We start from the raw sequence: 22,319 nt of genomic DNA on the forward strand, positions 1-22,319 counted from the left end.
ATGAGCGCACGATCCCTCGCCAGCGTTCTTACCGATTTTACCCCGAAACGGGTGCCGCCAGATCGCGTGACGGTTTTCACCAGCGTTCGCGAGCGAGCAGCTACGCTTGACGAGGTCATCGAGCCGGCCGAGGAAATCGTCGACATCATCGACTACGAACTCAAGGTGAAGGAAGCCTTCGCAGCGGGGCGGGAGTCAGGTCAGGCGGAAGCGGCGGTACTTTTCGAAGCCGAGAAAGTCCGGCTGGAGCGCGAGTTCCAGGAACAACTCGCCGCTGCGGATGCCGCCTTTCTTGCCGATACGGGCGCGCGCCTTGCCGCGCAACTTGCCGATGGCTTGTCAGGTATTGCTGCAGATCTTTCCGGTTCCCTTGCAGCTGCGCTCACTCCTCTCGTCGAGGCGAGCCTGCGTGAACGGGCGATAAGTGGTTTTGTCGGTGAACTCGAGCGCCTTACAAAAGGGCTCGAAGGCATTCTTATCGACGTAACCGGGCCTCGCTACCTGCTTGACGCGCTGCGAACTCGACCGGAGATCGATGCGATCCGATTTACGTTCCGCGAGGCAAACCAATCCGAGCTAACGATGAAACTCGATGATGTCGTGATCGAAACACGCCTCGGCCACCTGATCGACGCGTTGAAGGACCAAACCCGATGAACATCGACCCTGAAACGCATCGCGAAATCGTCATCGTCCGGCGCGGTCGCGGCGACGGTGAGGAAGGCCACCATGGCGGCGTCTGGAAGATCGCCTATGCCGACTTCATGACGGCGATGATGGCGTTCTTCCTCGTCATGTGGCTGATCAATGCCGCCAATGAGGAGACGAAGGCCGCCGTTGCCAGCTACTTCAATCCTGTAAAGCTGATGGACCGGCAGGCGCAGCCGAAGGGCATAGAGGAGATCGATAACGAGGAGGGCAAGGTTCGCTTCGAGCGGCCCGAATCCGTCGATCCCATTACCAAGAGCGCCCGCAACGAAAAACAGGTCGAGCCCGTCCCCGAACGGGAGGAGCGGCAGATTTTCAAGGACCCCTATGCGGTTCTCGCCGAGATCGCCACCGACTCCGGCGTTCTCCAGAACCGCTCAGCCAAGGGCGAAGGCGGCTCCAGCCAGGCCGGCCCTTCGACGGGTGCCAAGGGTGGCGATGCCTACCGCGATCCGTTCAATCCGAATTACTGGTCGACCCATGTCGAGGACGACATTTTTCCGCTGACCGATAGCCCCGCCGTCCCGCCGCCTTCACAGGAGCAAGCGATATCGGCGTCGAATGCCAAGGCCGATGCCGATGCCCAGCAGGCGGCGCTCGAGAAACGCATCGCCGCGGGCGAGGCTAGATCGGCGCCCGATCAGCCGGAGGCCAAGCCTCCCATCACCGCCGAAACACCGGCTGCTCCTTCAAAGGATGAAAAAGCACCGGATGCCGCACAGGTTGAATCGGCGCGGGAGCTTGCCACCGAAATCGCCAAGAAAACCGGTGCAGCCAGCGATGCCAAGGCGCCAGACATCACCGTGGTCGCCAGGAATGACGGCTTGCTTATCCAGCTGACCGACAAGGTCGATTACGGCATGTTCGCCATCGGATCGGCCAAGCCCGACAAACGCGTCATCCAGGTGATCGACGAAATCGCCAAGATTATCGGCAAACGCGACGGCGAGGTCGTCATCAGCGGACATACGGACAGCCGGCCATTCAAGAGCGATACCTACGACAACTGGCGGCTCTCATCCGCCCGGGCGCAGATGGCCTATTACATGCTGACCCGCAAGGGCCTCAACGCCAAGCGCGTTCTACGCGTCGAGGGTTACGCTGACCGCGATCCGAAGATCGCGTCCGACCCCTATGCGGCCCAGAACCGGCGTATCGACATCTTCCTGAAGACGGGGTCCAGATGAGGGCAGGGCGCGCGATCCATTGGCTGGTCTTCGGCTTTTTCAGCTTGCCGCTTGCCGGCGCGGCCGCGCAGGTCAATCTGCCGACGCCCGAACCCTATCTCCTCGTGCGCTCCATGCGGATGTTGCAGGATCAGGTCGCGTCCGGCAAGCCGGAAGCCTTGCCGATGCTCAATCGGGTGCTCGGCCATATCGCCGAACAGCTGCGGGCGGCAAAGCCCGAAGTCTGGCAGAAGCCGGCAAATGCCTATGCGATCTTCGTTTACCTCTTGAACGGCGGTAACCCGGAGGTGGTGCGCGCGATCCTGGCATCGGCGAAGCTTGACCAGGTCGACCCCAAGCTGGTCGCCGGCTCACTGGCCTATGCTGACGGCGACACGCTGCACTTCGTCGAGAACTTCCAGGAAATTCCGCCAAATGTTCCAAGCGAACTCGTCGCTTCGATCTATCTCGTGACCGCCACCCAGCTTGCCGCCATCGATGCTGGAACAGCGCTGAAGCGTCTGGATTATATCCGGCTCAATGCGCCGGGCACGCTCCTTGAGGAAGCGGCGCTGCGCCGCGGACTGACGATCGCCGCTCGCCTCGGCGACAAGGACAAGGTCAGGCTTCTCGCCCGCAACTACCTGCAGCGTTTTTCCTATTCGCCCTATTCGGAAGATTTCTTCCGCCAGCTCGTCGACGCGTTGATGGAGTTGAAAGATCGCGTCAGCAACGACGAAATCGAAGAGATCGCAGCACTGGCCTGGCCGCGCGCGCGGCTGCCCCTCTACCTGCGGATAGCGCGGGGAGCACTGGTCGCAGGCGATCTTGCACGCGCTCGTTTTGTTTCGGAGCGAGCCGATAAATTGGCGGCCGAACTTAAGACCGACGATACACAGGCCAAGCTCTATCTTGCAGTCAGCAATGTCGGCTCCGACAAGACCGGCGATGCGAAGTTCATGCTGTCGAAGCTGCCGCGCGACCGCCTGCACGAACGCGATGCCAAGCTTCTGGACGCAGCGCTTGCCATGTCGAGCCGGATCCTGGCGCAACCGATTCCCGAATTGGCGGCACCGCCAAAGTCGGCAGCCCGCAGCGCGCCGGTACAGGCCAGTGTGCAGTCCAGCGCGCCAACGGCGGCCAGCGCAGCGCCGACCACGGATGAGCCAGATCCACTCGTACTCGAGACCCGAAAGAAGCTAGACGCTATCGACGCGCTCCTCGGAAGGACAGGTAAATGACCATTGGAGCCGACATGCCGTTGAAATCGCTGATCGGAGCCCGCATCAAGGACAGCAGCAACGGCGAATCCCCCGTCGATCTGATGTTGCCGGCGGACGGCAAGGCGGCTCTCGACTTCGAGACCATGGTTAAGACGACGGCGCCGAAACTTCATCGCGGGAAGAGCGAGGTGAAGGACGGCGTGCTCGATACGCCGGACAAAGACGCCGAAGCCAAAAACGACGACGCGACTGGCCCCGCCGCCGGGCAGGGGGTGTTCGGCCAGACCATGTTGGCTCTTGAAAAATTGCTCCAGAATCAGCAGCAGGCGCAAGACCATTCCCTCGCTACAGCCGACCCGCACTTTGCGGCCAGCAGCGTCGACGACGCAGCAGCGCTGATTAACGATACGACTCCGGTGAAACCCGTCGGCGACGCGTCCTCCGAAACCGCATTGCCTGACAAAGCGTCTGAGACAAGCGCGGTAGCATCGCCGATGAAGACCGAGGCCGCGCAGCTCCGCAACGGAGAGGCTACGCCTGCGGCCACACCGCCTTCCGCGCGTCCGCAAGCGAGCGAAACGAACGCGCAGCCGCCTTCGACGGAACGAAGCGTTCCCCGCCTGGCGGAGCCTTCTCCTGCGCCATCGACAAACGCTGCGATGGCGAACGCGAGCGCTGGAGGCCAATCTGATCTCAGGACCGCAACGCCGTTAACGCCGGCCGCTGCCGCGCCGGTTGCCGGGCGTCCCGGTATCAGCGATGTCCAGGTCATTTCCGATCGCAGCACCAGCGCCACGCGGACGCTCGTGATCCAGCTTCAACCCATAGAACTCGGCACTGTGACAGCACGGCTGCGGCTGACGTCCGAAGGCATGCACATTCAGCTGAACGCCGAGAACAATGTGGCGGCCGAACATCTCGCCCGTGATCATGAGGCCCTCGGCAAGGCTCTGAAACTGGCAGGTGTTGGCGACGACACCTCGTCGATTACGATCGCCGTAATCGACCGGTCGAGCCCGACTTCGAATGCTCAGGGTGGCCATCTCAATTCCGGCGGGCAGGACGCACAAGCGGATGCGCGGGCCTATGGGCAGGGACAGGCGGCATCCGGAGGTGCCAAGCAGGGCGGATCGACTGGCCAGCAATATCCGGGAGACACGAGAGCAGATGAGCGCGAGGAAAAAGCAGGTAAGCTTGGTATTGAAAGCCACGTTTCACGCGGTCTGGTTGTCTAGCCTTCTTGCCATCGCGAACCCCGCATCATCCGAAAACCTCTGCGAGCGCGAAATGCACCGGGCGTCGGGGAAGTATGGCATTCCGCTCGGCATTCTCTATGCCGTCGGCCTCACCGAGACCGGGCATAAGGAGTCGCTCCAGCCTTACGCCATGAATATCGACGGCACGCCATACTTCATGCCGTCTGCCGCCGCCGCAGCGGCCAAATTCGCCCAAGCACAGATGCAGGGCGCCAAACTCATCGACCTCGGCTGCATGCAGATCAACCAGCATTATCATGCGGACGCATTTCCCTCCGTCGCCGCAATGCTCGATCCAAAGGCCAATGTCGACTACGCAGCGCGGTTTCTAAAGGGGCTCCGTTCGCGCGAGGGAAGCTGGACCATGGCGGTCGCCCGCTATCACGCCGGGCCCAACAATGATCCCGCCCAGCAATATTATGTCTGCCGCGTTATCGAAAACATGGTGGCCACTGGTTTCGGTAGCTGGACCGCGAAAGCACGCCAATTCTGCGGCAAGAATCAACCATGACCCGTAACACTTGGTAAGAAAACGTGAATTCCCTTCAAGGGATTCTTGCGAAGCTTGTTCCGACCCAAAAACGAATCAGAAAACAGGACACAGTCAAGGAAAAATCGTACGCTCGAAGCGGCCAGTCCTTCCCAATAAATTGGGGTCTATTTCTTGGGAATTGTCCACGAGTCACCACCACCGCTAGTTGTGTGTTGCTTGGGGCAACTTATTGATTCGAAAGGTGGGGTTGTGATCGTAGTCGTCGACGAGCGAAGTTTGGTGACGAGTGGGTATTCTGCGTGGTTCGCCCGCGAGGGCATTACGACAACCGGCTTTGCTCCTGACGATTTTGGCGACTGGGTCGCCACTGTTCAGGAGAACGACATTATGGCCGTCGAAGCATTTCTGCTAGGGGAATGCGCCGATCGGAACAAGTTTCCACACAAAATTCGTGAACGCTGTGCGGCACCGGTTATCGCCGTCAACGAGACACAGTCTCTCGAGCATACACTGGAGCTTTTTCAGGCAGGTGTCGACGACGTCGTCCGCAAGCCGATGCACGTGCGGGAAATCCTGGCGCGCATCAACGCGATCCGCCGCCGTTACGGCAACGGTGATGCCGGCACGCAGATCGGTCCAATCCGGGTCTTTTCGGACGGGCGCGATCCGCAGGTCAATGGCATCGATTTCTCCTTGCCGCGACGCGAGCGCCGTATCCTTGAATACCTGATCGCCAACCGTGGCCGCCGGCTCAACAAGGCGCAGATATTCAGCGCCATCTACGGCATTTTCGACAGCGATGTCGAAGAGAGCGTGGTCGAGAGCCATATCAGCAAATTGCGCAAGAAATTGCGCGAGCAGCTCGGCTACGACCCGATCGATTCGAAACGCTTCCTCGGATACAGCATCAATCTCGACTAGGCGCTGTATTCGCCAGTGGCGGAAGCGCCGAACCCCTTAATCCCAAAGGACTACAAGGCGTCAGCTTCGCGCAAGAATCGCAGGATAACGATCTTGTACGCAAGGTGTGACGCAAGGAGACGGATATGAGCCTCTATGGAATGATGCGAACCGGCATTTCGGGCATGAACGGCCAGGCCAACCGCCTGTCGGCCGTATCGGACAACATCGCCAATTCCAGTACGACCGGCTACAAGCGGGCAAGCACCGAGTTTTCCTCGCTCGTGCTGCCAAGCTCGGGCGGCGAGTATAATTCGGGTGGCATCGAAACCACGGTCCGCCACCACATTTCCGAAGATGGGTCCCTGCGTTACACGACCTCTTCGACCGACCTCGCCCTACAGGGGAAGGGTTTTCTCATCGTCAGCAATTCGAGCGGCACGCCGTACCTAACGCGTGCAGGTTCATTCGTCCCGGACCCGCAAGGCAACCTGGTGAATACGGCGGGCTATTACCTGATGGGCTATCCAATCACCAACGGCAACGTAAATCCTGTCGCCAACGGCTACCAGGGTCTCGAAAAAATCAGCATTGCCCAGAACGACCTCATCGCGGATCCCAGTCGGACCGGTATCTTCACCGCCAATCTTCCGGCAGGCGCGGACATCGTGGCAGCAGCTGACCGTCCGCCGGCGAACGCCACCGCCTCGGCCAAGTACACGGCGAAAACGTCGATCCAGACATTCGATAATCTCGGCAATGTCGTGGTCGTCGACCTCTATTTCACCAAGACCGCAGATAATGCCTGGGAAGTCGCGGCCTATGACCATGCCAATGCGGCGGCCTCGGGCGGCTTCCCCTATACGCCGGCAACGCCGCTGACGACCGAGAACTATACGTTCGACGCGGTGACCGGAAAGCTGAACTCCACCGACCAGTCCATCTCGATCAATGTCCCAAATGGCCAGGCGCTCGAGATCGATTTCTCCGCGACGAAACAGCTTGCAGGCGATTATACGCCTATCCAGGTCAAGGTTGACGGCAACTCTCCGAGCCCGATCGACAATGTCGACATCGGTGCTGATGGCACCGTTATGGCGATCTACAAGAACGGCGCCAAGCGGGCGATCTACAAGATCGCGCTCGCCGACGTCCCAAGTCCCGACAACCTGCTCGTCATGTCCGGCAACGTGTTCTCGCCGAGTGCTGACTCCGGCGACATCCAGGTTGGATTCCCCGGCACGGGAAGCTTCGGCAATCTGAATTCGGGTGCGCTCGAACAGTCGACGGCCGATATCGCGCAGGATCTGACCGACATGATCGAGGCCCAGCGCAACTATACGGCGAATTCCAAAGTCTTCCAGACGGGTGCGGACCTGATGGACGTGCTGGTCAATCTAAAAAGGTAGTTGAACAACTCATGGCGATTGGACAAAGGGTATGTCACTAACTTCGGCGCTCAACACCGCTCAAGGTGCGATAACGACCGTATCGAAGCAGACTGCTTTGGTGTCGCGCAATATTGCCGGCGCCAACGATCCCAATTTCACCCGGCGCATCGGCTCGGTGGTCAGCGGTCCAGGCGGCTTGACATATCTCTCGGTCACCCGTTCCGCCGATGATGCGCTCCTGTCCAAGTATATCGAGAGCAACAGCCAGCTCGGCGCCTCAGACACGCTTCAAGGCGGTCTCGACCGCCTTTCCGGTATTTATTCCGCCAATGACGCATCGGGGTCGCCAAGTGCCCTGCTTGGCGATCTGCGCGATGCCCTGCAGCTCTATGCGAACAAGCCAAGCGATACGACGGTAGGACAGGCCGCGGTCACGAAAGCCGCCGACCTTGCCAATGCCCTGAACCGGGGCAACGACGAAATCCAGAAACTGCGGCAGGACGCCGATACCGACATCGCGGACTCCGTCAAGAACCTGAATACGCTGCTTGCCAAGTTCGAAACGGTAAACACCAAGGTGATCAACGGCACGCGTTCCGGCGCTGACGTGTCGGACGCGCTCGATGAACGCGACGGCCTGCTCAAGCAGATTTCCGGCGAAATCGGCATCACGACGCTCGTTCGCGGCGACAACGATATGGTGATCTTCGCCCAGAACGGCGTCTCACTGTTCGAAGGCAAGCCGCGCGCCGTCAGCTTCACGCCAACCAGCGCCTTCAGCGCCGGCACTTCGGGCAACCAGGTCTATATCGATGGCGTGCCGCTGACGCACGACACGTTCCAGCAGCCCTATGGCACGGGACGCCTTTCCGGATTGCTGCAGCTACGCGACCAGGTCGCGCCCGATTATCAGAAGCAACTCGACGAGATTGCGCGCAGCCTCGTCAGCATGTTCGCCGAGTCCGATCAGAAGACGCCGCCGACGCTGCCGACAGTGCCGGGCCTGTTCACCTATCCCGGCGCACCGGCAATGCCAGCAGATGGCACGATCCTTCCGGGTCTCGCCGGCACCATCAAGGTTTCATCGGCCTATGTCCTGAGCGAAGGCGGCAATCCCGCGCTTCTGCGCGACGGCGGTACGGTGCCGGCCAATCCGGACTACGTCCAGAACCCCGATGGTTCCGCCGGGTTTTCGGTACGTCTCCAGAATTTGATCGGTGCGATCACCTCACCGCGCATTTACGATCCAACGGCGAACGGCGGCAACAACAAGAGCCTGCTCGACTTCTCCTCTGCCTCCATAAGTTCGCTTGAGGCAAAGCGGCAGTCTGCAACGCAGACCAACGAATACAATGGCATTCTGGCTTCCAGGGCGAGCGATGCCATCTCCAATGCGACCGGCGTCAACATCGACACCGAAATGCAGTCGCTCCTGGATCTCGAGCATTCCTATAGTGCGTCGGCGCGGATCATCTCCACGATCGACTCCATGTTGAAAGAACTCCTTCAGGCGGCGTCATAGATATGAAAACCCAATCCGTTTCCTCCTATATGCTGGCAAATGCGACCCGCAACATTCTGGCAAAGGCCCAATCCGAGCTGATCAAGGCACAGCAGGAGGGAACGACCGGCTTCGTTTTCGACAAGGGGCTGACCCTTGGCAGCCGCACCGGCCAGTCCATCTCACTGCGCAAGGAATATGACCGCCTGTCCGTCCTGACCGACACGAACGGCGTCATCAAGGAACGAATGACCACGTCGCAGAATGCGCTCACCAGCATCATCAAGGGAACGCAAGACCTTCTGAGCACGGTGACGGCAATGTCAGGTGGTGCAGCGGGCAGGGCTGTCGCTGTCGACAAGGCCAAAAACCTGATGCAGTCGACGACGGAGCTGCTCAATTCGAGCTTCAATGGCGAGTATATTTTCGCGGGTGTCAACACCGACGTGAAGCCGCTTGCCGATTATGACGCTGCGGGAGGTCTGGCTCGAGCCGCCGTCCTGCAGTCGTTCCAGGACTATTTCGGCTTTCCGACCACGGATCCGCAGACAGCCAATATTACGCCCGCCGCCATGAAGGACTATCTCGATACCGCCTTTGCCGGCGAATTCGACGCCGCCTCATGGTCGGCAAACTGGTCGTCGGCCTCCGATACGCTGGTCAAGAGCCGCATTGCACCCACTGAAATCGCCGAAACCTCGGTCAGCGCCAACAGCGCCGGTTTCCGGCAGATGGCGATGGCAATGACCATGGTTGCGGAGCTGGGCAATATCGGGCTCAGCCAGTCCGCCCTTGATGAAGTCGTCGGCAAGGCATCGAAGACGACGACGGACGCCATTACCGCACTCGCCGACACGCAGGCGTTCCTCGGCAATGCGCAGGCCCGCACCAAGGATGCGACTGACCGGCTGGCCGTGCAGCTCAATGTCCTCAACAGCTCCGTGCTCGACCTTGAAGCCGTCGATCCGAATGAGGCCGCCACCCGCGTGAATGCGCTTACAACACAGATCCAGGCGTCTTATGCACTGACCGTCAAGATTCAAAGCCTGAGCTTGCTCAACTATCTGAAATAGTGACCAGCGCAATCACTGCGCTGGCTGGTGAACGGAAACAAACATGTACCAGGCCCGATACGATGACATCATGAGCGACGGCGCCGACAACGCCAGGGAAACCGAGCGTTCGCTGTTTGATCAGTCGATCATGATGCTGGAGGAAGCGCGCGACGAGGGCGGGTATTCGTTCAAGGGCATCGAGGCCGTTCAGTTCACCTCGCGACTGTGGATGCTCGTTCTCGAAGATCTCGGCAGCCCCGCCAACGGATTGCCGCCAGAGCTGCGTGCCTCGCTTATCTCGATCGGCATCTTCATCCTCAAGGAACTCGAGGCAATCCGCCAGGAAACGTCGACCGACTACGACAGCATCATCGAAATCACCCGAACGATACGGGACGGACTCTGATCATGAAGATCTCGCTTCGTGCCGGTGAAAAGATCTATGTCAACGGCGCCGTGCTGCGCGCCGACCGCAAGGTCTCGCTCGAATTCATGAACGACGTGAGTTTCCTGCTCGAAACGCACGTCATGCAGGTCGATGAGACCACGACGCCGCTGCGCCAGCTCTATTTTGCGGCGCAGATCATGCTGATCAACCCTGCAATCAAGGATGAGGCTCATCGCACGTTCAAACGCATGCTGGCCTCCTTGCTGACGACCTTCGAAAATCAGCGGATGCTCAAGGAGCTCAAGCTGATCGACGAGCTAGTCTTCAACGACCGTGTCTTCGAGGCGCTGAAATCGATCCGGCTGCTATACACCCTGGAAGCACAAATTCTCGCAGGCGAAGTCCCGCCCGTCATTCCATCCCAAACGGACCAGGCCTTGAGGCCGGAGGCACACGCATGACCACTGTTCCGCCCGTCGGCACACAACAGACGAATACGAACAACGACACCGGCAAGACGAACGGTCCGGGTGTCGACTACCAGACATTCCTGAAGCTGCTGGTCGCGCAGATGAAGAACCAGGATCCGACCCAGCCGATGGATGCAACCCAGCAGGTCACGCAGCTTGCCCAGTTCTCCAGTGTCGAACAGGCGGTGCAGACCAACACCAAACTCGACCAGCTTCTGGCCAGTTCATCGCTGCAGCAGGCCGACGGCATCATCGGCCGGACGGTCACCAGCGCCGATGGCAAGATCAGCGGTGTCGTCGAATCCGTGCGCATCTACAATGACGGCATGATCGCAACGCTGAAGGGCGGCGCGACGCTGCCGATCACCGCCGGCATCGTGGTCAGCTGACGATGAACGAAGCCGACGCCCTCGATATCGTCAATCAGGCCATCTGGACCGTGATTGTCGCCTCCGGTCCAGCCGTCGGTGCCGCGATGTTTGCTGGCGTGTGCATCGCGCTGTTTCAGGCGCTGACGCAGATCCAGGAGATCACGCTGACTTTCGTGCCGAAGATCCTGGCGATTCTCGCCGTGCTCGCGCTGACGGCGCCCTTCGTCGGCTCGCAGATCAACACGCTCACTCTGCTCGTCTACTCGCGCATCGAGCACGGATTCTCCTGAAGGGCGCACGCCGTGCTTGGAGGTTTTTCTATCTGGCAAATTTGCGACGCAAGCGTCTCCATCCGATCAAAACGCCTGTCACGCTAAAAGCGAACCCGCCAGCGAGAAGCGTCAACATTAGAGGTTTCCAAATCGCGTTGTTGGAGAGGAACGGAAAATCCAGGGTGTGCAGACCGTAGAATAGCCAGCGATAGGTTCGTCGGCTGGCGTCAATGACCTCAATGACACGGCGGTCACCGGATTGACATAGACGGCCGTGTTGGCTGCGTCCTTTACCATGATGCGCAGACCGTCTCCGCCCACGCCATCACTCGACCGAAGGTTCGCATAGACATCGTCGGCTGGGATTGGGGTTGGTCGCTCCGCTCTTTGTCCAGGGTACGCCATGGAAGCGGCCTGCCAGATGACATCATTGGGAAAGGCGCCGGATTGGGCAGCCACCTTACCATCCCGAATTTCCGCGATCTTAGGAGCGGCCTCGGGCCCACGAGCAAGCAGGTATGGCTTACCCGCTACAGCAGACACTTCCACCTCGCTGGCGGGAAGAATGGCTCTGATTGTGTCAGGCGATACAGATTCTGCCGCTTGGGTTACCGTCAACCCGATATACGCTTCAGCTTGAGCGTCGGTCATTTCGCCGGTCGAGAAGAGCCTTCCGTGATCCATTGAAAGCCAGCCGCTCAGTATCCACGTGAAGACAAAAGTGGCCATGACCAGCCCGCCGACGTGGTGCCACTTCATCCAACCTCTGTAGGGAGAAATTGCCCCTTGGTTGAATTTGGCGCCTTTGTACGAGCGTACGATACCCAGCCAGATGCCCGCGATTGTCAGGCTGATGCCAACGAGTGACATCCACCAAACGGTACGGTCCCATGCAACCCAGTTTTGGCGCAGGACCGTTGGGTAGATCCAGTGGAGCACAGATCCCAGATAGTTCCAGGATCGCTCGAAGGTTGTCGTACGCTGCATTACCTCGCCAGAGCGTTGAGATACGTAGAGGTCGGTCCCCGCCTCATCGGCAAGCGAGACTTTGTAGAAGGGGCGATACCTGTCGTACTGATGGTGCACCATCCACTGATCATAGTTCAGCGGTTTCGACACCGTTTTGACCGCAGTTCCGGAAAAAGACTGGGCAATCGACTTGGCAGCTTCGCTCGAAATGCCTGCTACGACCTCGCCAGTTGTAGCCGAAACGATCACTTGTGGACCTTTCGGTGGCTGGATGACGTACATCGCCTGACCATTTACTTCCAATATGCGGAGGCGAGCCGGCGACGTGATGCCAGATGCGATGATTGCAGATGAGGGAGACAACTCGACTTGACTGCCGTCGATCATGGAGCCCTTGTTGATACGTGCGCCATCTCCAAGGAAAACCGGGCGAGGTGGTTTCGGTCGCCATGCTGCGCGAGGTCTACAAGGTATATGCCCGGATCGAGAAGTGTTCGATGAACTACGATCACGTTATCGTGGATGGGGCAGCGCACTAGGTCAAATATACGATGGGCCTGCGCGCAATCAGCGACGACATCACCATCGCGGGCCAATCGTGCAATGTGGTTGAAGGACATTCTGACTTTGCCGCTACACACCTTTGCGGCATAAGACCAATTATGGAACTACGCTCTTGGGGCGGCCATGGGATACGCAAACAGCATGGCCCCCCCCCACTTCGTCCTCTCTCGCATGGCTCGGAGCTAACGGCCACGTCCTAATTTACCAGGTCCGAGTTGGTCTCTACTTCAATGCGATCGGCCACGCGGCGAATAAGCAGCGTAGACTGCGGCTTACCTAATTCTGCAGGGACTGAGATGGATTGGGACTGACCGGGCAACAGCACTGCGGAGAACCGGGCGACAGCGCGACTTTCGGTATAAGTGTTATCTGCACCGTTCGTGCCGACCGTGGTCACCACATGCCAGCCGTCTGGCTGCTTAACCCAATAGGTGACTGCGGACGCATCTGCGCCGAGCACCGTGGAAATGCCCTGCCCTTCAGTTGCGATCTTTGGTTCGGCGGCCTGAGCCTGCGAACTGGCAACTGTAATGCCGTACAGAAGACTGGCGGCAGTGGCGATTCTAAAATACCTAGTCATGTTTTCCTCATAAACTTTTTGTGTGCATACACACACTTTTCGAAGCGCAAACTTGTTATTCTGACTGATCCTAGGTGTTGCGCGTCAACTCTAGAAAATCATGCCGCCATTGCGCGGCTTTTTCGGGCCCTACCTGGGCCTCGAATTCCTGCTGGGCTTTTTGCCATAGGGGCAAAGCTGCCTGCACCTTGTTGTGTCCGGACTCGGTCAGCGACAGCACTAACTTTCGGCTCTCCTGTGCGGCCCGTTCAGTTTTCAACCAGCCGTCCCTTTCCATCGGCTTGATGGCGCGCACCAGCGAGGTTCGTTCCATCACCATCGCAAGTGCAAGTTCGCTCATCGTCATGCCCGGGGTTTCCCAGAGCAGCACCAGTATCCCGAACTGGGTGTTGGTCACTTGAGCAGCTGAAAGGTGACGGTCGTAAAGCCGGGTTATGTACCTGGAAGCCTGCCGGGTTGCGAAGCTGTTGCAGGCAGCCATTGATGATCTTTCACTCATACAGGAAACATATATGTGCATATGCACTTTGTCAACATTTGTGTATGTCAAAGTGCATTGTGAAACACGCGTGCCGTTAGCCAGTCAAAAACTTCCGACTTCGCGTTAAAACATAGCTCTTCCGGCTTCCCTCACGCGCTTTGGTTCGTGGGATCGTGGATTGATCGCCGTGCGCCGCCTGGCGCATGGCCACAGATTTGCTTAAGCCCGATGCATGCCTTGGAGATCACAATGATGAGCGTGTGGCGCCGTATCATACAGCGGAGGAGTTTTTGGGCGGATCAATACTACTCTTTCGGCAGGAGCGACCTTGATCACAATCTGCTTTTAACGCTTAAGCGACTGCGTGAGCATACATTGCTAATCATAGTGCACGAATTCAAAGCTTTCTACGCTACCCCAACTGGCAGAACTGTCTTCTTGATCGAACCAGTAGGGATCCAGCCGATCACTGAATGAGCGAAACCCGCCGATGTTTTCAACGACGGGCGTTGTTCGTTGCTTCTCGCCTATTTCGGGCAATCCTTCGGTGGCTGGCCGGTCGTGGATTGCGTTCCTGACGCAGTCCCGGAGGAGTCCGGGCAGTCGAGAGCTCCACTGCCGGCAGGCTTGTCACTCGACGAGCCGGAGCCTGTGTTCGGGGTTGCAGTGCCAGATGAGTCGGGCGTTCCTGTATTGCCCGAAGCCCCACCCGATTTATTGGAGTTGGAATTGGAGCCGCCAGAACTTTCCGACGATCCGGTGTTGCCGGATGCACCACCCGAAGTATTGCCACTACCCGAATTTTGAGCGACAGCGGCGCTGGCCAAGGCCAGGCTGAAGAATGCAATTAAGATAGATTTTGTCATGTCTCGGTCTCCTTTCGCAGATTGATACTCGGAGCTAACAAATGGTCTGAGCTAAGGTTCCGAGTCTTATTTTCTTCGTCATGCGAAAGTTTGAACCGACAAGTGCCCTTTGTTGTAAGTGCTGTCGAAGCTCGCGGAGAGCCCGCAGCGGCATCGCGCAACTATTCGCTGGCGCGCACATAGACGAATGGAATCTCGTTCTGTTCGGCCCAAGCCAGTGACGCGGTGACAGCTTCATCGAGCGTATCAAATGGCTCCGGCTGGAAGTAGGCAGGCCCGTCGATCGCGGATAACGATCCATCCGCAACGAACTTCCCGTCAACCTTCTCGATCAGGACCCAATCTTCCTTCTCGGGCGGTTTCGACGCGCCATCAATATCCTTGAGCTGGGTCATGGCTTCCTCCGTCGATTGCTCAATTTTCAAACTCAGAATTCCGCTTCGGTATGCATGGTTTCTGCGGGGCGATGTGTCACTCTTCCTCGCCGGGATACTGAGACTGTTTCAGCACTCCGGCGAGATGAGCGGTGTTGCGGGCGAGCATGGAGATCATTGTCTCGACTTCTTCCGGGATTTCTTCGAGATCAATGAAGTTCGTTGAGCCCATCGCTTCCCCGACCCAATATGCCACTGCATTGGCAGGAATTGTGAAGCCGACATCGTTGAGGGCCTGAAACACCTCGGCCGAGACATGGTGAGCGCCATCTTCGTTGCCAACAATGGCGACAGCCGCCACTTTGCCATACGACACCATCCTCCCCCGATCGTCGGTCTCCTCTAAAAAAGCATCCATCCGTTCCAGGGCCCGCTTGCAGACGCTCGAGGGCTGTCCCAGCCAGATCGGTGTGCCGATCAGCAGGATATCGGCCTCAAGAACCTTCTCCCTGATTTTCGGCCATGCGTCACCCTCGCCTTCATCCGATGTCACGCCCGGTTTGATGTCATGATCCGCCAGCCGGATGATCTCCATTTCAACCCCGTGTTTTTTGAACTCTTCCGCGATGAGTTGCAGCAGTCTGCCTGTCGAGGACGGCTCCGAAGAAGCGGAAGACTTCAGCGTGCTGTTAAAAGCGAAGGCCTTCAGGGTCATGAAAATTCCTTTCAATTGACTGTTAACAGAACGCTGTATTCGAAAAGTCGGTCCGAGAAGGCCTCGTAGGCAGCCGGGAATTCTCCCGGATAAGGTCTGAAAGGCCCACGAGTTCCTCAACTACAAAAATTCTTCGGTCTTTATCAGAGTGCGCTGAACCGAGCAGCGATCGCCCAGCAATTTGACTGGAGCATCGTGGGTATCGTCGGCGCCGCTGCAGAGGGCGTGGCTTAGCACGATTGGCGGCTCAAAAAATCGGCGCGAAGTCCCGCCCCTCGTCTAGCCCCTTTGTTCGGCGATCGACTCGGCTTCAGACAACCAGACTTGCCAGCGGCACGCTCAGCGACAAAGTGAGCCCGTCGGCCCGCCAGTCGCGCGTAATTGTGCCGCCGAGACCGCGTAGCGCCGCGGTTTCGAGCGTCGTGCCGAAACCAGCCCGATCGGGGGCCGGAGAAAGGACGCTGCCACCGCGCTCATCCCACGTCAGATGAAGCTGTTCGTCGGCCGCGGAAACATCGACCGTCAGTTTCCCTGCCGGAGAAGATAGAGCGCCGTATTTCGCGGCATTCGTCGTCAGCTCATGCAGGAGCAGCGCGAAGGAGGTCAGTGCCTGCCCCGTCAAGGGAGCGTCCGAGCCGGTGATCGTAATGCGTGAATCGGCGTCATGATCGTGCGGCGCGACAATGGCCTTAAGCAACGCAGTTACGGTGGTGGCGGTCTGTGCACCATCACTGTTGCGCGAGAAGTCAGGCAAGGTCAGTTCATGTGCCCGCGCCAATGCGTGCATGCGCGACCTGAGGTCCGTCTCGAGTTCGGCAACGCTTTTGGCGGGACGGGCGCTCAAGGAGATCAGCCCGGCCGCAAGGGTGAACAGATTTTTGATCCGGTGGTTGATCTCCTGCAGCAGGATGTCCTTGTGGCGCGCTGCCTCCTTTAGCGCGTCAGCTTGCATCGCCAGCTCGTCCCGCTGCGCTGCCAAATGCTGCCGCTGCCGATAGAGCTCAAAGAAGACGTCGACCTTGCTGCGCAGGATGTCCGGCTCGATCGGCTTCTGAATGAAATCGACCGCCCCCGCCTCGTAGCCGCGGAACCGTCGCTGATTATCTCCGGTGCCGGCCGTAACGAAAATAATCGGAATGCGACGTGTTCGTTCGTTGCCACGCATCAGCTCCGCGAGTTCGAAACCGTTGAGTCCAGGCATCTGAACATCGACAAGTGCCAGCGCGACGTCATGCTCCAACAGAAGCTCGAGAGCCTCGTCGCCCGACCGGGCCTTCAACAGGAGAATGTCTTCCCGCCGTAACAGCGCCTCCAGCGACAGCAGGTTTTCCTCAAGGTCGTCGACCAGCAGAAAAGGGACAGGTTCCATGCTTGCGTCAAACCTCTTTCAGATATTGGGCGATTGCCTCAAGCGACATAACCCGGGCGCTTGGGCACATTTGAATAGCGGCTTCGGGCATCGCAGCGGCAAAGGCGGTTTCGGGGTCCTGGACGAGACCCCTACCGCCTGCGTCGACGACGGCCCGCAGTCCGGCAGCGCCGTCGTGATTGGCGCCGGTCAGTACGATGGCGATCATCGTGGGGCCATAAGCATCGGCAGCACTCTCGAACAGCACGTCGATCGATGGCCGAGAAAACAGAACCGGCTCATCGCTCGAAAGCGAGAGACACCTGTCGACTTCGATGAGGAGATGATAGTCCGGCGGCGCAAAATAGATCGTGCCGCCGACGATCGGCTGCTTATCCTCGGCCTCCTGTACCGGCAGCACGCATTTGGCCTGGAACAGTTCGGCCATGACGCTGCGCCTGTCTGGCGGTACGTGGACGACCACGATGACAGGCAAACGAAAGCTGGCGGGGAGCGCTGTCAGCACGACCGAAAGGGCTTCCACCGCCCCCGCCGACGCACCGATGACGATGGCTTCGGGTTGAACGGACATTATTCGGCCCGCCTCTGGTAGATTTTCTCCTCCCGCACGAAGTCGGTGAAAGCGTTGGCGTGGCGAGAAAACCGCAGGTTCTCCTTCGAGCCAAGCCCCAGGAAACCTTTGCGGACAAGTGAATCCTTGAACAAGCCGAGAGCATGGTCCTGCAGGCCGCTATCGAAGTAGATCATTACGTTGCGGCAGGAGATGAGATGCATTTCGGCGAATACGGCGTCCGTGACCAGGCTATGGTCGGAAAACACGACGTTCCGGCGCAGCGATTTGTCGAAGGACACGCGGCCATAGGCCGCCTGATAGTAATCGGACAGCGAGGATTTTCCGCCCGATTTTCGATGGTTCTCGGTAAAGAGCGCCACCCGGTCGAGGGCAAAAATGCCCGCCTCGGCAGCCTGCAGCGCCTCATGATTGATGTCCGTAGCGTAAAAGATCGTGCGGTCTTCGAGCCCTTCTTCGCGGAACAGGATGACGAGCGAGTAGAGTTCCTCGCCGGTGCTGCAGCCGGCGATCCAGACCTTGAGTGAAGGATAGGTCCGCAGGTGCGGCACCACCTTCTCACGCATTGCCTTGAAGTAGCCGGGATCGCGAAACATCTCGCTGACCTGCACGGTCAGGTAGCGCAGGAGCCGCGGCAACAGCGCGGGATCGTGCAACAGGCTCTCCTGCAGCGCGGAGAAGGTCGCAAAGCCCAGTTGCTGGCGCGCTTGTTTAAGCCTGCGCTTTATCGACGCCATCGCATAGTTGCGGAAATCGTAGTGGTACTTGAGGAACAGGGCCTCAAGCAGGAGCCGGATCTCGATGTCTTCGATCTTCTCTGGCACGGTGACTTCTGTCATTTGGGCATCCAGACGCGAACCAGCGACAGCAGCTTCTCCACGTCGAGTGGCTTGGCCATGTAATCGTTGGCGCCGGCCTCGATGCAGCGCTGTTGATCGTCCGGCATGGCCTTGGCGGTGAGCGTGATGATCGGCAGTTTCTTCCAGGCCGGGTTCTTACGGATCTCGCGGGTAGCGGCGAGCCCGTCCATAACCGGCATCATGACGTCCATCAGCACCAGCTCGATCGGTGCACCGGATTCTTTCTGCAGTGCTTCGATGGCCTCACGGCCGTTCCGGGCAATATCGACGATGGCGCCACGTGGTTCGAGGATATTGGTGAGCGCGTAGACATTGCGCACGTCGTCCTCGACCACGAGTATCCGGCGCCCTTCGAGCAGGGCATCTCGGTTACGGGCCCTGCGGATCATTTTCTGCTGTTCCGCCGGTAGCTCGGCGATGACCTGGTGGAGGAACAGGCTTACCTCATCGAGCAGGCGTTCGGGGGACTTGGCGCCCTTGATGATGATCGATTTGGAGTAGCGCCGCAGCCTCTGCTCGTCGTGCGCCGATAGTTCCCGGCCCGTGTAGACGATGACCGGCGGGAAGGCATAGGCGCTCTCCTGGCTCAGCGTCTCGAGCAACGAGTAGCCCGAAGCATCTGGCAGGGACAGGTCCAGCACCATGCAGTCGAAGGTCTGATCCTTCAAAAGGTCGAGGCATTCGGCGGCTGTGCCGGCAGTTTCGGTTTCGACGTCTCCCGCCTTCAGAAGTTTAGCCACAGCCTCGCGCTGGACTGGATCGTCCTCGACGATCAAGACGCGATGCACACGTTGTGACAGCTTGGTTTCGAGCTTTTGCAGAACCTGTGTCAACTGTTCGCGTGTCACGGGCTTGGTTGCGAAGCCGACTGCGCCGAGGGAATAGGCGGTTTCGACCTGATCGGTCGCCGACACCACGTGAATGGGGATATGACGGGTCTTGACGTCATGCTTGAGCCGGTCGAGGACCGCGAGGCCGGACTGGTCCGGCAGGCCGACATCGAGCACGATAGCGCTTGGCAAGTATTGCTTGGCGAGCCTCAATGCCTCTTCGGCCGTCCCGGCCACGATGGACTGGAAGCCCATGTCACGCGATACGTCGCGCACGATTGCGGCAAAGGTGTCGTCGTCCTCGATGACCAGCAAAATGCGCTTGGCGTCCGTCAGCGCATCGCGATCATCATCGACCTTGCGCGACGGACTTGATGGCGCTGCGGGCCGAGGGGCCTCCGGCTGCTGAAGGCTCAAGGCCACCGGCACGCCCGCCAGCGGCTCTCGGGGCGCGACATTTGCGGAACTGTAGTTTTGGGGAATTGTAATAGTGAATGTGCTGCCACGCCCCGGCTCGCTCTCTAACCCGATCGTACCACCGAGGAGACGCACCAGCTGTCGCGAGATCGATAGGCCAAGCCCGGTGCCACCATACCGGCGGCTGATGGTACTATCGGCCTGGTGGAAGGCTTCGAAGACACTGCGCTGCTGCTCTTTGGCGATGCCGATGCCGGTGTCAGACACGGCAAACGCTACATTGCTGTCGCCGGCGGTATGAATCGAGAGCCGGACTTGTCCAGCTTCGGTGAACTTGATCGCATTGGAGAGCAGGTTCTTGAGCACCTGTTCGAGCCGCTGCGTATCCGTCTCGATCGTCGCAGGGGCATCCGCAGCAATGTCGATGGCAAAGTCGAGCTTTTTGTCCATGGCGAGAGGCTGGAAGACCTGCCGGAGATTATTGGCCAGGCGCTCGACCGAGAGCGTCTCGGGGCGGATCTCCTCGTGGCCAGCCTCGATTTTCGACAGATCGAGAATGTCGTTGATGAGGTTCAAAAGATCGTTGCCCGACGACTGAATCGTCTTGGCGAATTTGACCTGTTCTTCCGTGAGGTTGTCGTCGGGATTGTCAGCGAGCAGCTTGGCGAGAATCAGCGAGGAGTTGAGTGGCGTGCGCAACTCGTGGGACATGTTGGCGAGGAAGTCCGACTTGTACTGGCTCGCCTGTTCCACCTCGCGCGCCTTGGTTTGCACTTCCGCGTTGGCGCGTTCGAGATCGTCGCGCTGTCCCTCCAGCTGCTGGGCCTGTTCCTCGAGCTGGGCATTGGTCTGTTCGAGCTCGACCTGCTGCTGCTCAAGGCGAGCCTGCGATTCTTTCAGGGCGCGGCTCTGCTCCTCCAGCTCCTCGTTCGAGACCCGGAGTTCCTCGGACTGAGTCTGCAACTCCTCGGACTGTCGTTGCGTCTCTTCGAGGAGGTTTTGCAGTTCGCCCCTATAGTTGGCCGACCGCACAGCGATGGCGACCGCTTCGGAAGCGCGGTCAAGAAGCGCGATGACGCGCTCGTCTACCGGCTGCAGGAAGCCGAGCTCGATAACCGAATTAACGATGCCGTCGACGCTGCCTGGAAAAATGACCAGATGCTTCGGCTTGTCCTTGCCGAGCGCGGAGCCGAAAGCCAGGTATCCATCCGGCACCTCGCCGACCACCATGAATCTGGCTTCCGCTACTGCCTGACCGAGCAACCCTTGGCGCGGCTTGAAGGCGTTCGGAACGCTTGCCTCGTCGGGAACGCCGTAGACAGAGGCGCGCTGAAAGTGACCGCCACCGCCGGTGAAGACGGCGCCGGCAACGGCACCTACATAGAGCGCCAGATAGTCGAGAATGCTGTTGCCGAGTTGCTCAACAGGTTGGTCTCCCATCATGGCCGAGGTCAATCCGACCTGGCCGTTTTGCAGCCATTCGTCGCGTCGGCGGGCCAAGGTCGCCCTGCGGATCAGAAAGCCGATCGTGGCGGTCAGGGCAATACCAAGAATCCCTGAAAATAATGTGCTGAGGAAGGCCGTCTTCTGAGCGCTCGCCATCTCGGCTAGCCGTTGGCGGCGGACTTCGCCCTCCCCGGCCGATATGGCCGCGATTTGTGAGCGGATCCCATCCATTTCGATTTTGCCGCGATCGGAATTGACGATAGCAAGGGCCGCATCCAGACCTTGGGTGCGCCGAAGCTCGTTGGTTTCGGCGAGTTCTGCGAGCTTGGCTTCGACATGTTGTCGAAGCGTGACCAGCCTTTGGCCCTGACCCGAGTTGCCAGCGGTGCGCTGGCCGATCTCATCGAGTTTCTTCGGTATGGCCTGAAGCGCCGTGTTGTACGGCGCCAGATATGTCTCCTTGTTGGTGAGCAGGAAACCACGCTGGCCAGTCTCGGCGTCTTGAACAAGCGACAACAGCTCATCCAGCGTAACAATGGCGACGTGCGTTTGCACAACGCGTTCATTGCCTTCGCGCAAGGCCTGAAGATTGAAATAAGCAACAAGCCCGCTAAGGATGAAAAAGACAATCGCGACTGCGAGGCCAAATGCAACGCCGGGATCGAGGCCCAGGGCGCGCCCGGAAATTTGCGGCATTTGGCTCTGGTTCATAGCAGCTCTCGTCAGCGTTAGAGTCCCCAGAGGGGCGCGAATAATGGAGTCGTCGGACCACTTTCTCCCGGAGGAGCGGGTCAGCCAACGAGCGAAGTTGGATAGCCAAACCGATGTCTTCGCTCACTTCCGTTTGGGAACGGTCGCGCCCGCAAAAACGCCGACAGCTATTTGGTGTCAACAGGCAATATCAGACACAGCTCTGACGTGTATAGTATTTTATAGGTGACGCGAGCAGAAACACCTTTCACCGTAAGGAGGTAGTAGCGGCATCTTCGAACTGTCCAATGGTCAAATCATTCGGATAGAATAGATCGGTTTTGCGATACTAGTCGCGAGAGGGTTTAGCGGCCCGGGCTGCACGCTCTTCGC

General features: G+C 59.0%; 23 protein-coding genes and 1 pseudogene. 14 read left to right on the forward strand and 10 right to left on the reverse strand.

The features are described from left to right. The 13 genes from HQ945_RS20640 to HQ945_RS20700 all read left to right on the forward strand — a co-directional run bounded on the left by HQ945_RS20640 (window position 1) and on the right by HQ945_RS20700 (window position 11,212). The gene (locus tag HQ945_RS20640; protein ID WP_113282241.1) at window positions 1–657 is read left to right on the forward strand and encodes a hypothetical protein; all 657 of its coding nucleotides are present in this window, start codon (window positions 1–3) and stop codon (window positions 655–657) included. Continuing rightward, a complete protein-coding gene (locus tag HQ945_RS20645) occupies window positions 654–1,895 on the forward strand; it encodes a MotB family protein (protein WP_113282240.1) in 1,242 nt (413 codons plus the stop codon). The genes HQ945_RS20640 and HQ945_RS20645 overlap by 4 nt, the downstream gene beginning before the upstream one ends. Beyond that, window positions 1,892–3,115, forward strand: coding sequence for a chemotaxis protein MotC (locus tag HQ945_RS20650; RefSeq protein ID WP_228020285.1), 1,224 nt, complete (start codon window positions 1,892–1,894; stop codon window positions 3,113–3,115). The genes HQ945_RS20645 and HQ945_RS20650 overlap by 4 nt, the downstream gene beginning before the upstream one ends. Continuing rightward, window positions 3,112–4,332 carry a flagellar hook-length control protein FliK gene (gene fliK, locus HQ945_RS20655; protein ID WP_113282239.1) on the forward strand — a complete coding sequence of 407 codons (1,221 nt, stop codon included), beginning with the start codon at window positions 3,112–3,114 and terminating at the stop codon, window positions 4,330–4,332. Before HQ945_RS20650 ends, fliK begins: the two co-directional genes overlap by 4 nt. Further along, complete coding sequence (locus HQ945_RS20660) at window positions 4,265–4,864, forward strand: transglycosylase SLT domain-containing protein (protein WP_113282238.1); 600 nt, start codon at window positions 4,265–4,267, stop codon at window positions 4,862–4,864. Before fliK ends, HQ945_RS20660 begins: the two co-directional genes overlap by 68 nt. A gap of 231 nt (window positions 4,865–5,095) precedes the next feature. Beyond that, window positions 5,096–5,767, forward strand: a complete 672-nt coding sequence (gene ftcR / locus HQ945_RS20665) for a flagellar transcriptional regulator FtcR (protein WP_027233072.1) — start codon at window positions 5,096–5,098, stop codon at window positions 5,765–5,767. Between the two features lie 125 nt (window positions 5,768–5,892). Further along, a complete protein-coding gene (locus tag HQ945_RS20670; RefSeq protein WP_027233071.1) occupies window positions 5,893–7,155 on the forward strand; it encodes a flagellar hook protein FlgE in 1,263 nt (420 codons plus the stop codon). Between the two features lie 31 nt (window positions 7,156–7,186). Then, window positions 7,187–8,659 (forward strand): flagellar hook-associated protein FlgK, encoded by a 1,473-nt coding sequence (gene flgK / locus HQ945_RS20675; RefSeq protein ID WP_027233070.1) that lies wholly within the window; start codon window positions 7,187–7,189, stop codon window positions 8,657–8,659. Between the two features lie 2 nt (window positions 8,660–8,661). Next, window positions 8,662–9,711, forward strand: coding sequence for a flagellar hook-associated family protein (locus HQ945_RS20680; RefSeq protein ID WP_113282237.1), 1,050 nt, complete (start codon window positions 8,662–8,664; stop codon window positions 9,709–9,711). Between the two features lie 43 nt (window positions 9,712–9,754). Further along, a complete protein-coding gene (flaF, locus tag HQ945_RS20685; protein WP_027233068.1) occupies window positions 9,755–10,099 on the forward strand; it encodes a flagellar biosynthesis regulator FlaF in 345 nt (114 codons plus the stop codon). 2 nt (window positions 10,100–10,101) lie between these two features. Continuing rightward, window positions 10,102–10,542, forward strand: a complete 441-nt coding sequence (gene flbT / locus HQ945_RS20690) for a flagellar biosynthesis repressor FlbT (RefSeq protein WP_113282236.1) — start codon at window positions 10,102–10,104, stop codon at window positions 10,540–10,542. Next, window positions 10,539–10,940 (forward strand): flagellar hook assembly protein FlgD, encoded by a 402-nt coding sequence (gene flgD / locus HQ945_RS20695; RefSeq protein ID WP_113282235.1) that lies wholly within the window; start codon window positions 10,539–10,541, stop codon window positions 10,938–10,940. The genes flbT and flgD overlap by 4 nt, the downstream gene beginning before the upstream one ends. A 2-nt stretch (window positions 10,941–10,942) precedes the next feature. Next, the gene (locus tag HQ945_RS20700) at window positions 10,943–11,212 is read left to right on the forward strand and encodes a flagellar biosynthetic protein FliQ (protein ID WP_027233065.1); all 270 of its coding nucleotides are present in this window, start codon (window positions 10,943–10,945) and stop codon (window positions 11,210–11,212) included. 117 nt (window positions 11,213–11,329) lie between these two features. Here HQ945_RS20700 and HQ945_RS20705 read toward each other — a convergent pair whose 3' ends face one another. Continuing rightward, on the reverse strand, window positions 11,330–12,550 hold the full coding sequence (locus HQ945_RS20705) for a hypothetical protein (RefSeq protein WP_175585083.1): 1,221 nt from the start codon (window positions 12,548–12,550) through the stop codon (window positions 11,330–11,332). Between the two features lie 17 nt (window positions 12,551–12,567). Here HQ945_RS20705 and HQ945_RS23060 point away from each other — a divergent pair, with 17 nt between their 5' ends. Continuing rightward, window positions 12,568–12,702: a hypothetical protein gene (locus HQ945_RS23060; RefSeq protein WP_280139099.1), complete on the forward strand. Its 135-nt coding sequence runs from the start codon at window positions 12,568–12,570 to the stop codon at window positions 12,700–12,702. A gap of 221 nt (window positions 12,703–12,923) precedes the next feature. On the opposite strand, the gene HQ945_RS20710 is transcribed toward HQ945_RS23060, so the two are convergent. From HQ945_RS20710 to HQ945_RS20745, 9 genes and pseudogenes are all read right to left on the reverse strand, one after another. Next, on the reverse strand, window positions 12,924–13,307 hold the full coding sequence (locus tag HQ945_RS20710) for a hypothetical protein (protein WP_113282234.1): 384 nt from the start codon (window positions 13,305–13,307) through the stop codon (window positions 12,924–12,926). Between the two features lie 70 nt (window positions 13,308–13,377). Beyond that, window positions 13,378–13,827, reverse strand: a complete 450-nt coding sequence (locus HQ945_RS20715; protein ID WP_425500681.1) for a MarR family winged helix-turn-helix transcriptional regulator — start codon at window positions 13,825–13,827, stop codon at window positions 13,378–13,380. A gap of 988 nt (window positions 13,828–14,815) precedes the next feature. Beyond that, window positions 14,816–15,049 carry a hypothetical protein gene (locus tag HQ945_RS20720; RefSeq protein ID WP_091944596.1) on the reverse strand — a complete coding sequence of 78 codons (234 nt, stop codon included), beginning with the start codon at window positions 15,047–15,049 and terminating at the stop codon, window positions 14,816–14,818. A gap of 76 nt (window positions 15,050–15,125) precedes the next feature. Continuing rightward, window positions 15,126–15,743, reverse strand: a complete 618-nt coding sequence (locus HQ945_RS20725; RefSeq protein ID WP_174208456.1) for a flavodoxin family protein — start codon at window positions 15,741–15,743, stop codon at window positions 15,126–15,128. Window positions 15,744–15,863: 120 nt separating this feature from the next. After that, window positions 15,864–15,983, reverse strand: a pseudogene (locus tag HQ945_RS22990) (cysteine hydrolase); the annotation flags it as partial. A gap of 70 nt (window positions 15,984–16,053) precedes the next feature. Continuing rightward, window positions 16,054–17,112 carry a response regulator gene (locus tag HQ945_RS20730; RefSeq protein WP_091925135.1) on the reverse strand — a complete coding sequence of 353 codons (1,059 nt, stop codon included), beginning with the start codon at window positions 17,110–17,112 and terminating at the stop codon, window positions 16,054–16,056. Window positions 17,113–17,119: 7 nt separating this feature from the next. Next, on the reverse strand, window positions 17,120–17,683 hold the full coding sequence (locus tag HQ945_RS20735) for a chemotaxis protein CheB (RefSeq protein WP_091925138.1): 564 nt from the start codon (window positions 17,681–17,683) through the stop codon (window positions 17,120–17,122). Continuing rightward, on the reverse strand, window positions 17,683–18,522 hold the full coding sequence (locus HQ945_RS20740; RefSeq protein ID WP_174208457.1) for a CheR family methyltransferase: 840 nt from the start codon (window positions 18,520–18,522) through the stop codon (window positions 17,683–17,685). The genes HQ945_RS20735 and HQ945_RS20740 overlap by 1 nt, the downstream gene beginning before the upstream one ends. Next, window positions 18,519–21,947: a response regulator gene (locus tag HQ945_RS20745; protein ID WP_174208458.1), complete on the reverse strand. Its 3,429-nt coding sequence runs from the start codon at window positions 21,945–21,947 to the stop codon at window positions 18,519–18,521. The genes HQ945_RS20740 and HQ945_RS20745 overlap by 4 nt, the downstream gene beginning before the upstream one ends. Window positions 21,948–22,319: the final 372 nt, after the last annotated feature.

Source organism: Phyllobacterium pellucidum (assembly GCF_013327855.1).
GTDB lineage: Bacteria > Pseudomonadota > Alphaproteobacteria > Rhizobiales > Rhizobiaceae > Phyllobacterium > Phyllobacterium pellucidum.

Excerpts from the sequence above, each read along its gene's own strand:
- HQ945_RS20730 (WP_091925135.1), bottom strand. The coding sequence starts at position 17,112 with ATGGAACCTGTCCCTTTTCTGCTGGTCGACGACCTTGAGGAAAACCTG.
- HQ945_RS20700 (WP_027233065.1), top strand. The coding sequence starts at position 10,943 with ATGAACGAAGCCGACGCCCTCGATATCGTCAATCAGGCCATCTGGACC.
- HQ945_RS20640 (WP_113282241.1), top strand. The coding sequence starts at position 1 with ATGAGCGCACGATCCCTCGCCAGCGTTCTTACCGATTTTACCCCGAAA.
- HQ945_RS20680 (WP_113282237.1), top strand. The coding sequence starts at position 8,662 with ATGAAAACCCAATCCGTTTCCTCCTATATGCTGGCAAATGCGACCCGC.
- HQ945_RS20650 (WP_228020285.1), top strand. The coding sequence starts at position 1,892 with ATGAGGGCAGGGCGCGCGATCCATTGGCTGGTCTTCGGCTTTTTCAGC.
- HQ945_RS20725 (WP_174208456.1), bottom strand. The coding sequence starts at position 15,743 with ATGACCCTGAAGGCCTTCGCTTTTAACAGCACGCTGAAGTCTTCCGCT.
- HQ945_RS20715 (WP_425500681.1), bottom strand. The coding sequence starts at position 13,827 with ATGCACATATATGTTTCCTGTATGAGTGAAAGATCATCAATGGCTGCC.
- HQ945_RS20660 (WP_113282238.1), top strand. The coding sequence starts at position 4,265 with ATGAGCGCGAGGAAAAAGCAGGTAAGCTTGGTATTGAAAGCCACGTTT.
- HQ945_RS20740 (WP_174208457.1), bottom strand. The coding sequence starts at position 18,522 with ATGACAGAAGTCACCGTGCCAGAGAAGATCGAAGACATCGAGATCCGG.
- HQ945_RS20645 (WP_113282240.1), top strand. The coding sequence starts at position 654 with ATGAACATCGACCCTGAAACGCATCGCGAAATCGTCATCGTCCGGCGC.
- HQ945_RS20670 (WP_027233071.1), top strand. The coding sequence starts at position 5,893 with ATGAGCCTCTATGGAATGATGCGAACCGGCATTTCGGGCATGAACGGC.
- flgK (WP_027233070.1), top strand. The coding sequence starts at position 7,187 with ATGTCACTAACTTCGGCGCTCAACACCGCTCAAGGTGCGATAACGACC.
- HQ945_RS20710 (WP_113282234.1), bottom strand. The coding sequence starts at position 13,307 with ATGACTAGGTATTTTAGAATCGCCACTGCCGCCAGTCTTCTGTACGGC.
- fliK (WP_113282239.1), top strand. The coding sequence starts at position 3,112 with ATGACCATTGGAGCCGACATGCCGTTGAAATCGCTGATCGGAGCCCGC.
- HQ945_RS20720 (WP_091944596.1), bottom strand. The coding sequence starts at position 15,049 with ATGACCCAGCTCAAGGATATTGATGGCGCGTCGAAACCGCCCGAGAAG.
- HQ945_RS20705 (WP_175585083.1), bottom strand. The coding sequence starts at position 12,550 with ATGATCGACGGCAGTCAAGTCGAGTTGTCTCCCTCATCTGCAATCATC.
- HQ945_RS20745 (WP_174208458.1), bottom strand. The coding sequence starts at position 21,947 with ATGAACCAGAGCCAAATGCCGCAAATTTCCGGGCGCGCCCTGGGCCTC.
- flaF (WP_027233068.1), top strand. The coding sequence starts at position 9,755 with ATGTACCAGGCCCGATACGATGACATCATGAGCGACGGCGCCGACAAC.
- HQ945_RS20735 (WP_091925138.1), bottom strand. The coding sequence starts at position 17,683 with ATGTCCGTTCAACCCGAAGCCATCGTCATCGGTGCGTCGGCGGGGGCG.
- flgD (WP_113282235.1), top strand. The coding sequence starts at position 10,539 with ATGACCACTGTTCCGCCCGTCGGCACACAACAGACGAATACGAACAAC.
- flbT (WP_113282236.1), top strand. The coding sequence starts at position 10,102 with ATGAAGATCTCGCTTCGTGCCGGTGAAAAGATCTATGTCAACGGCGCC.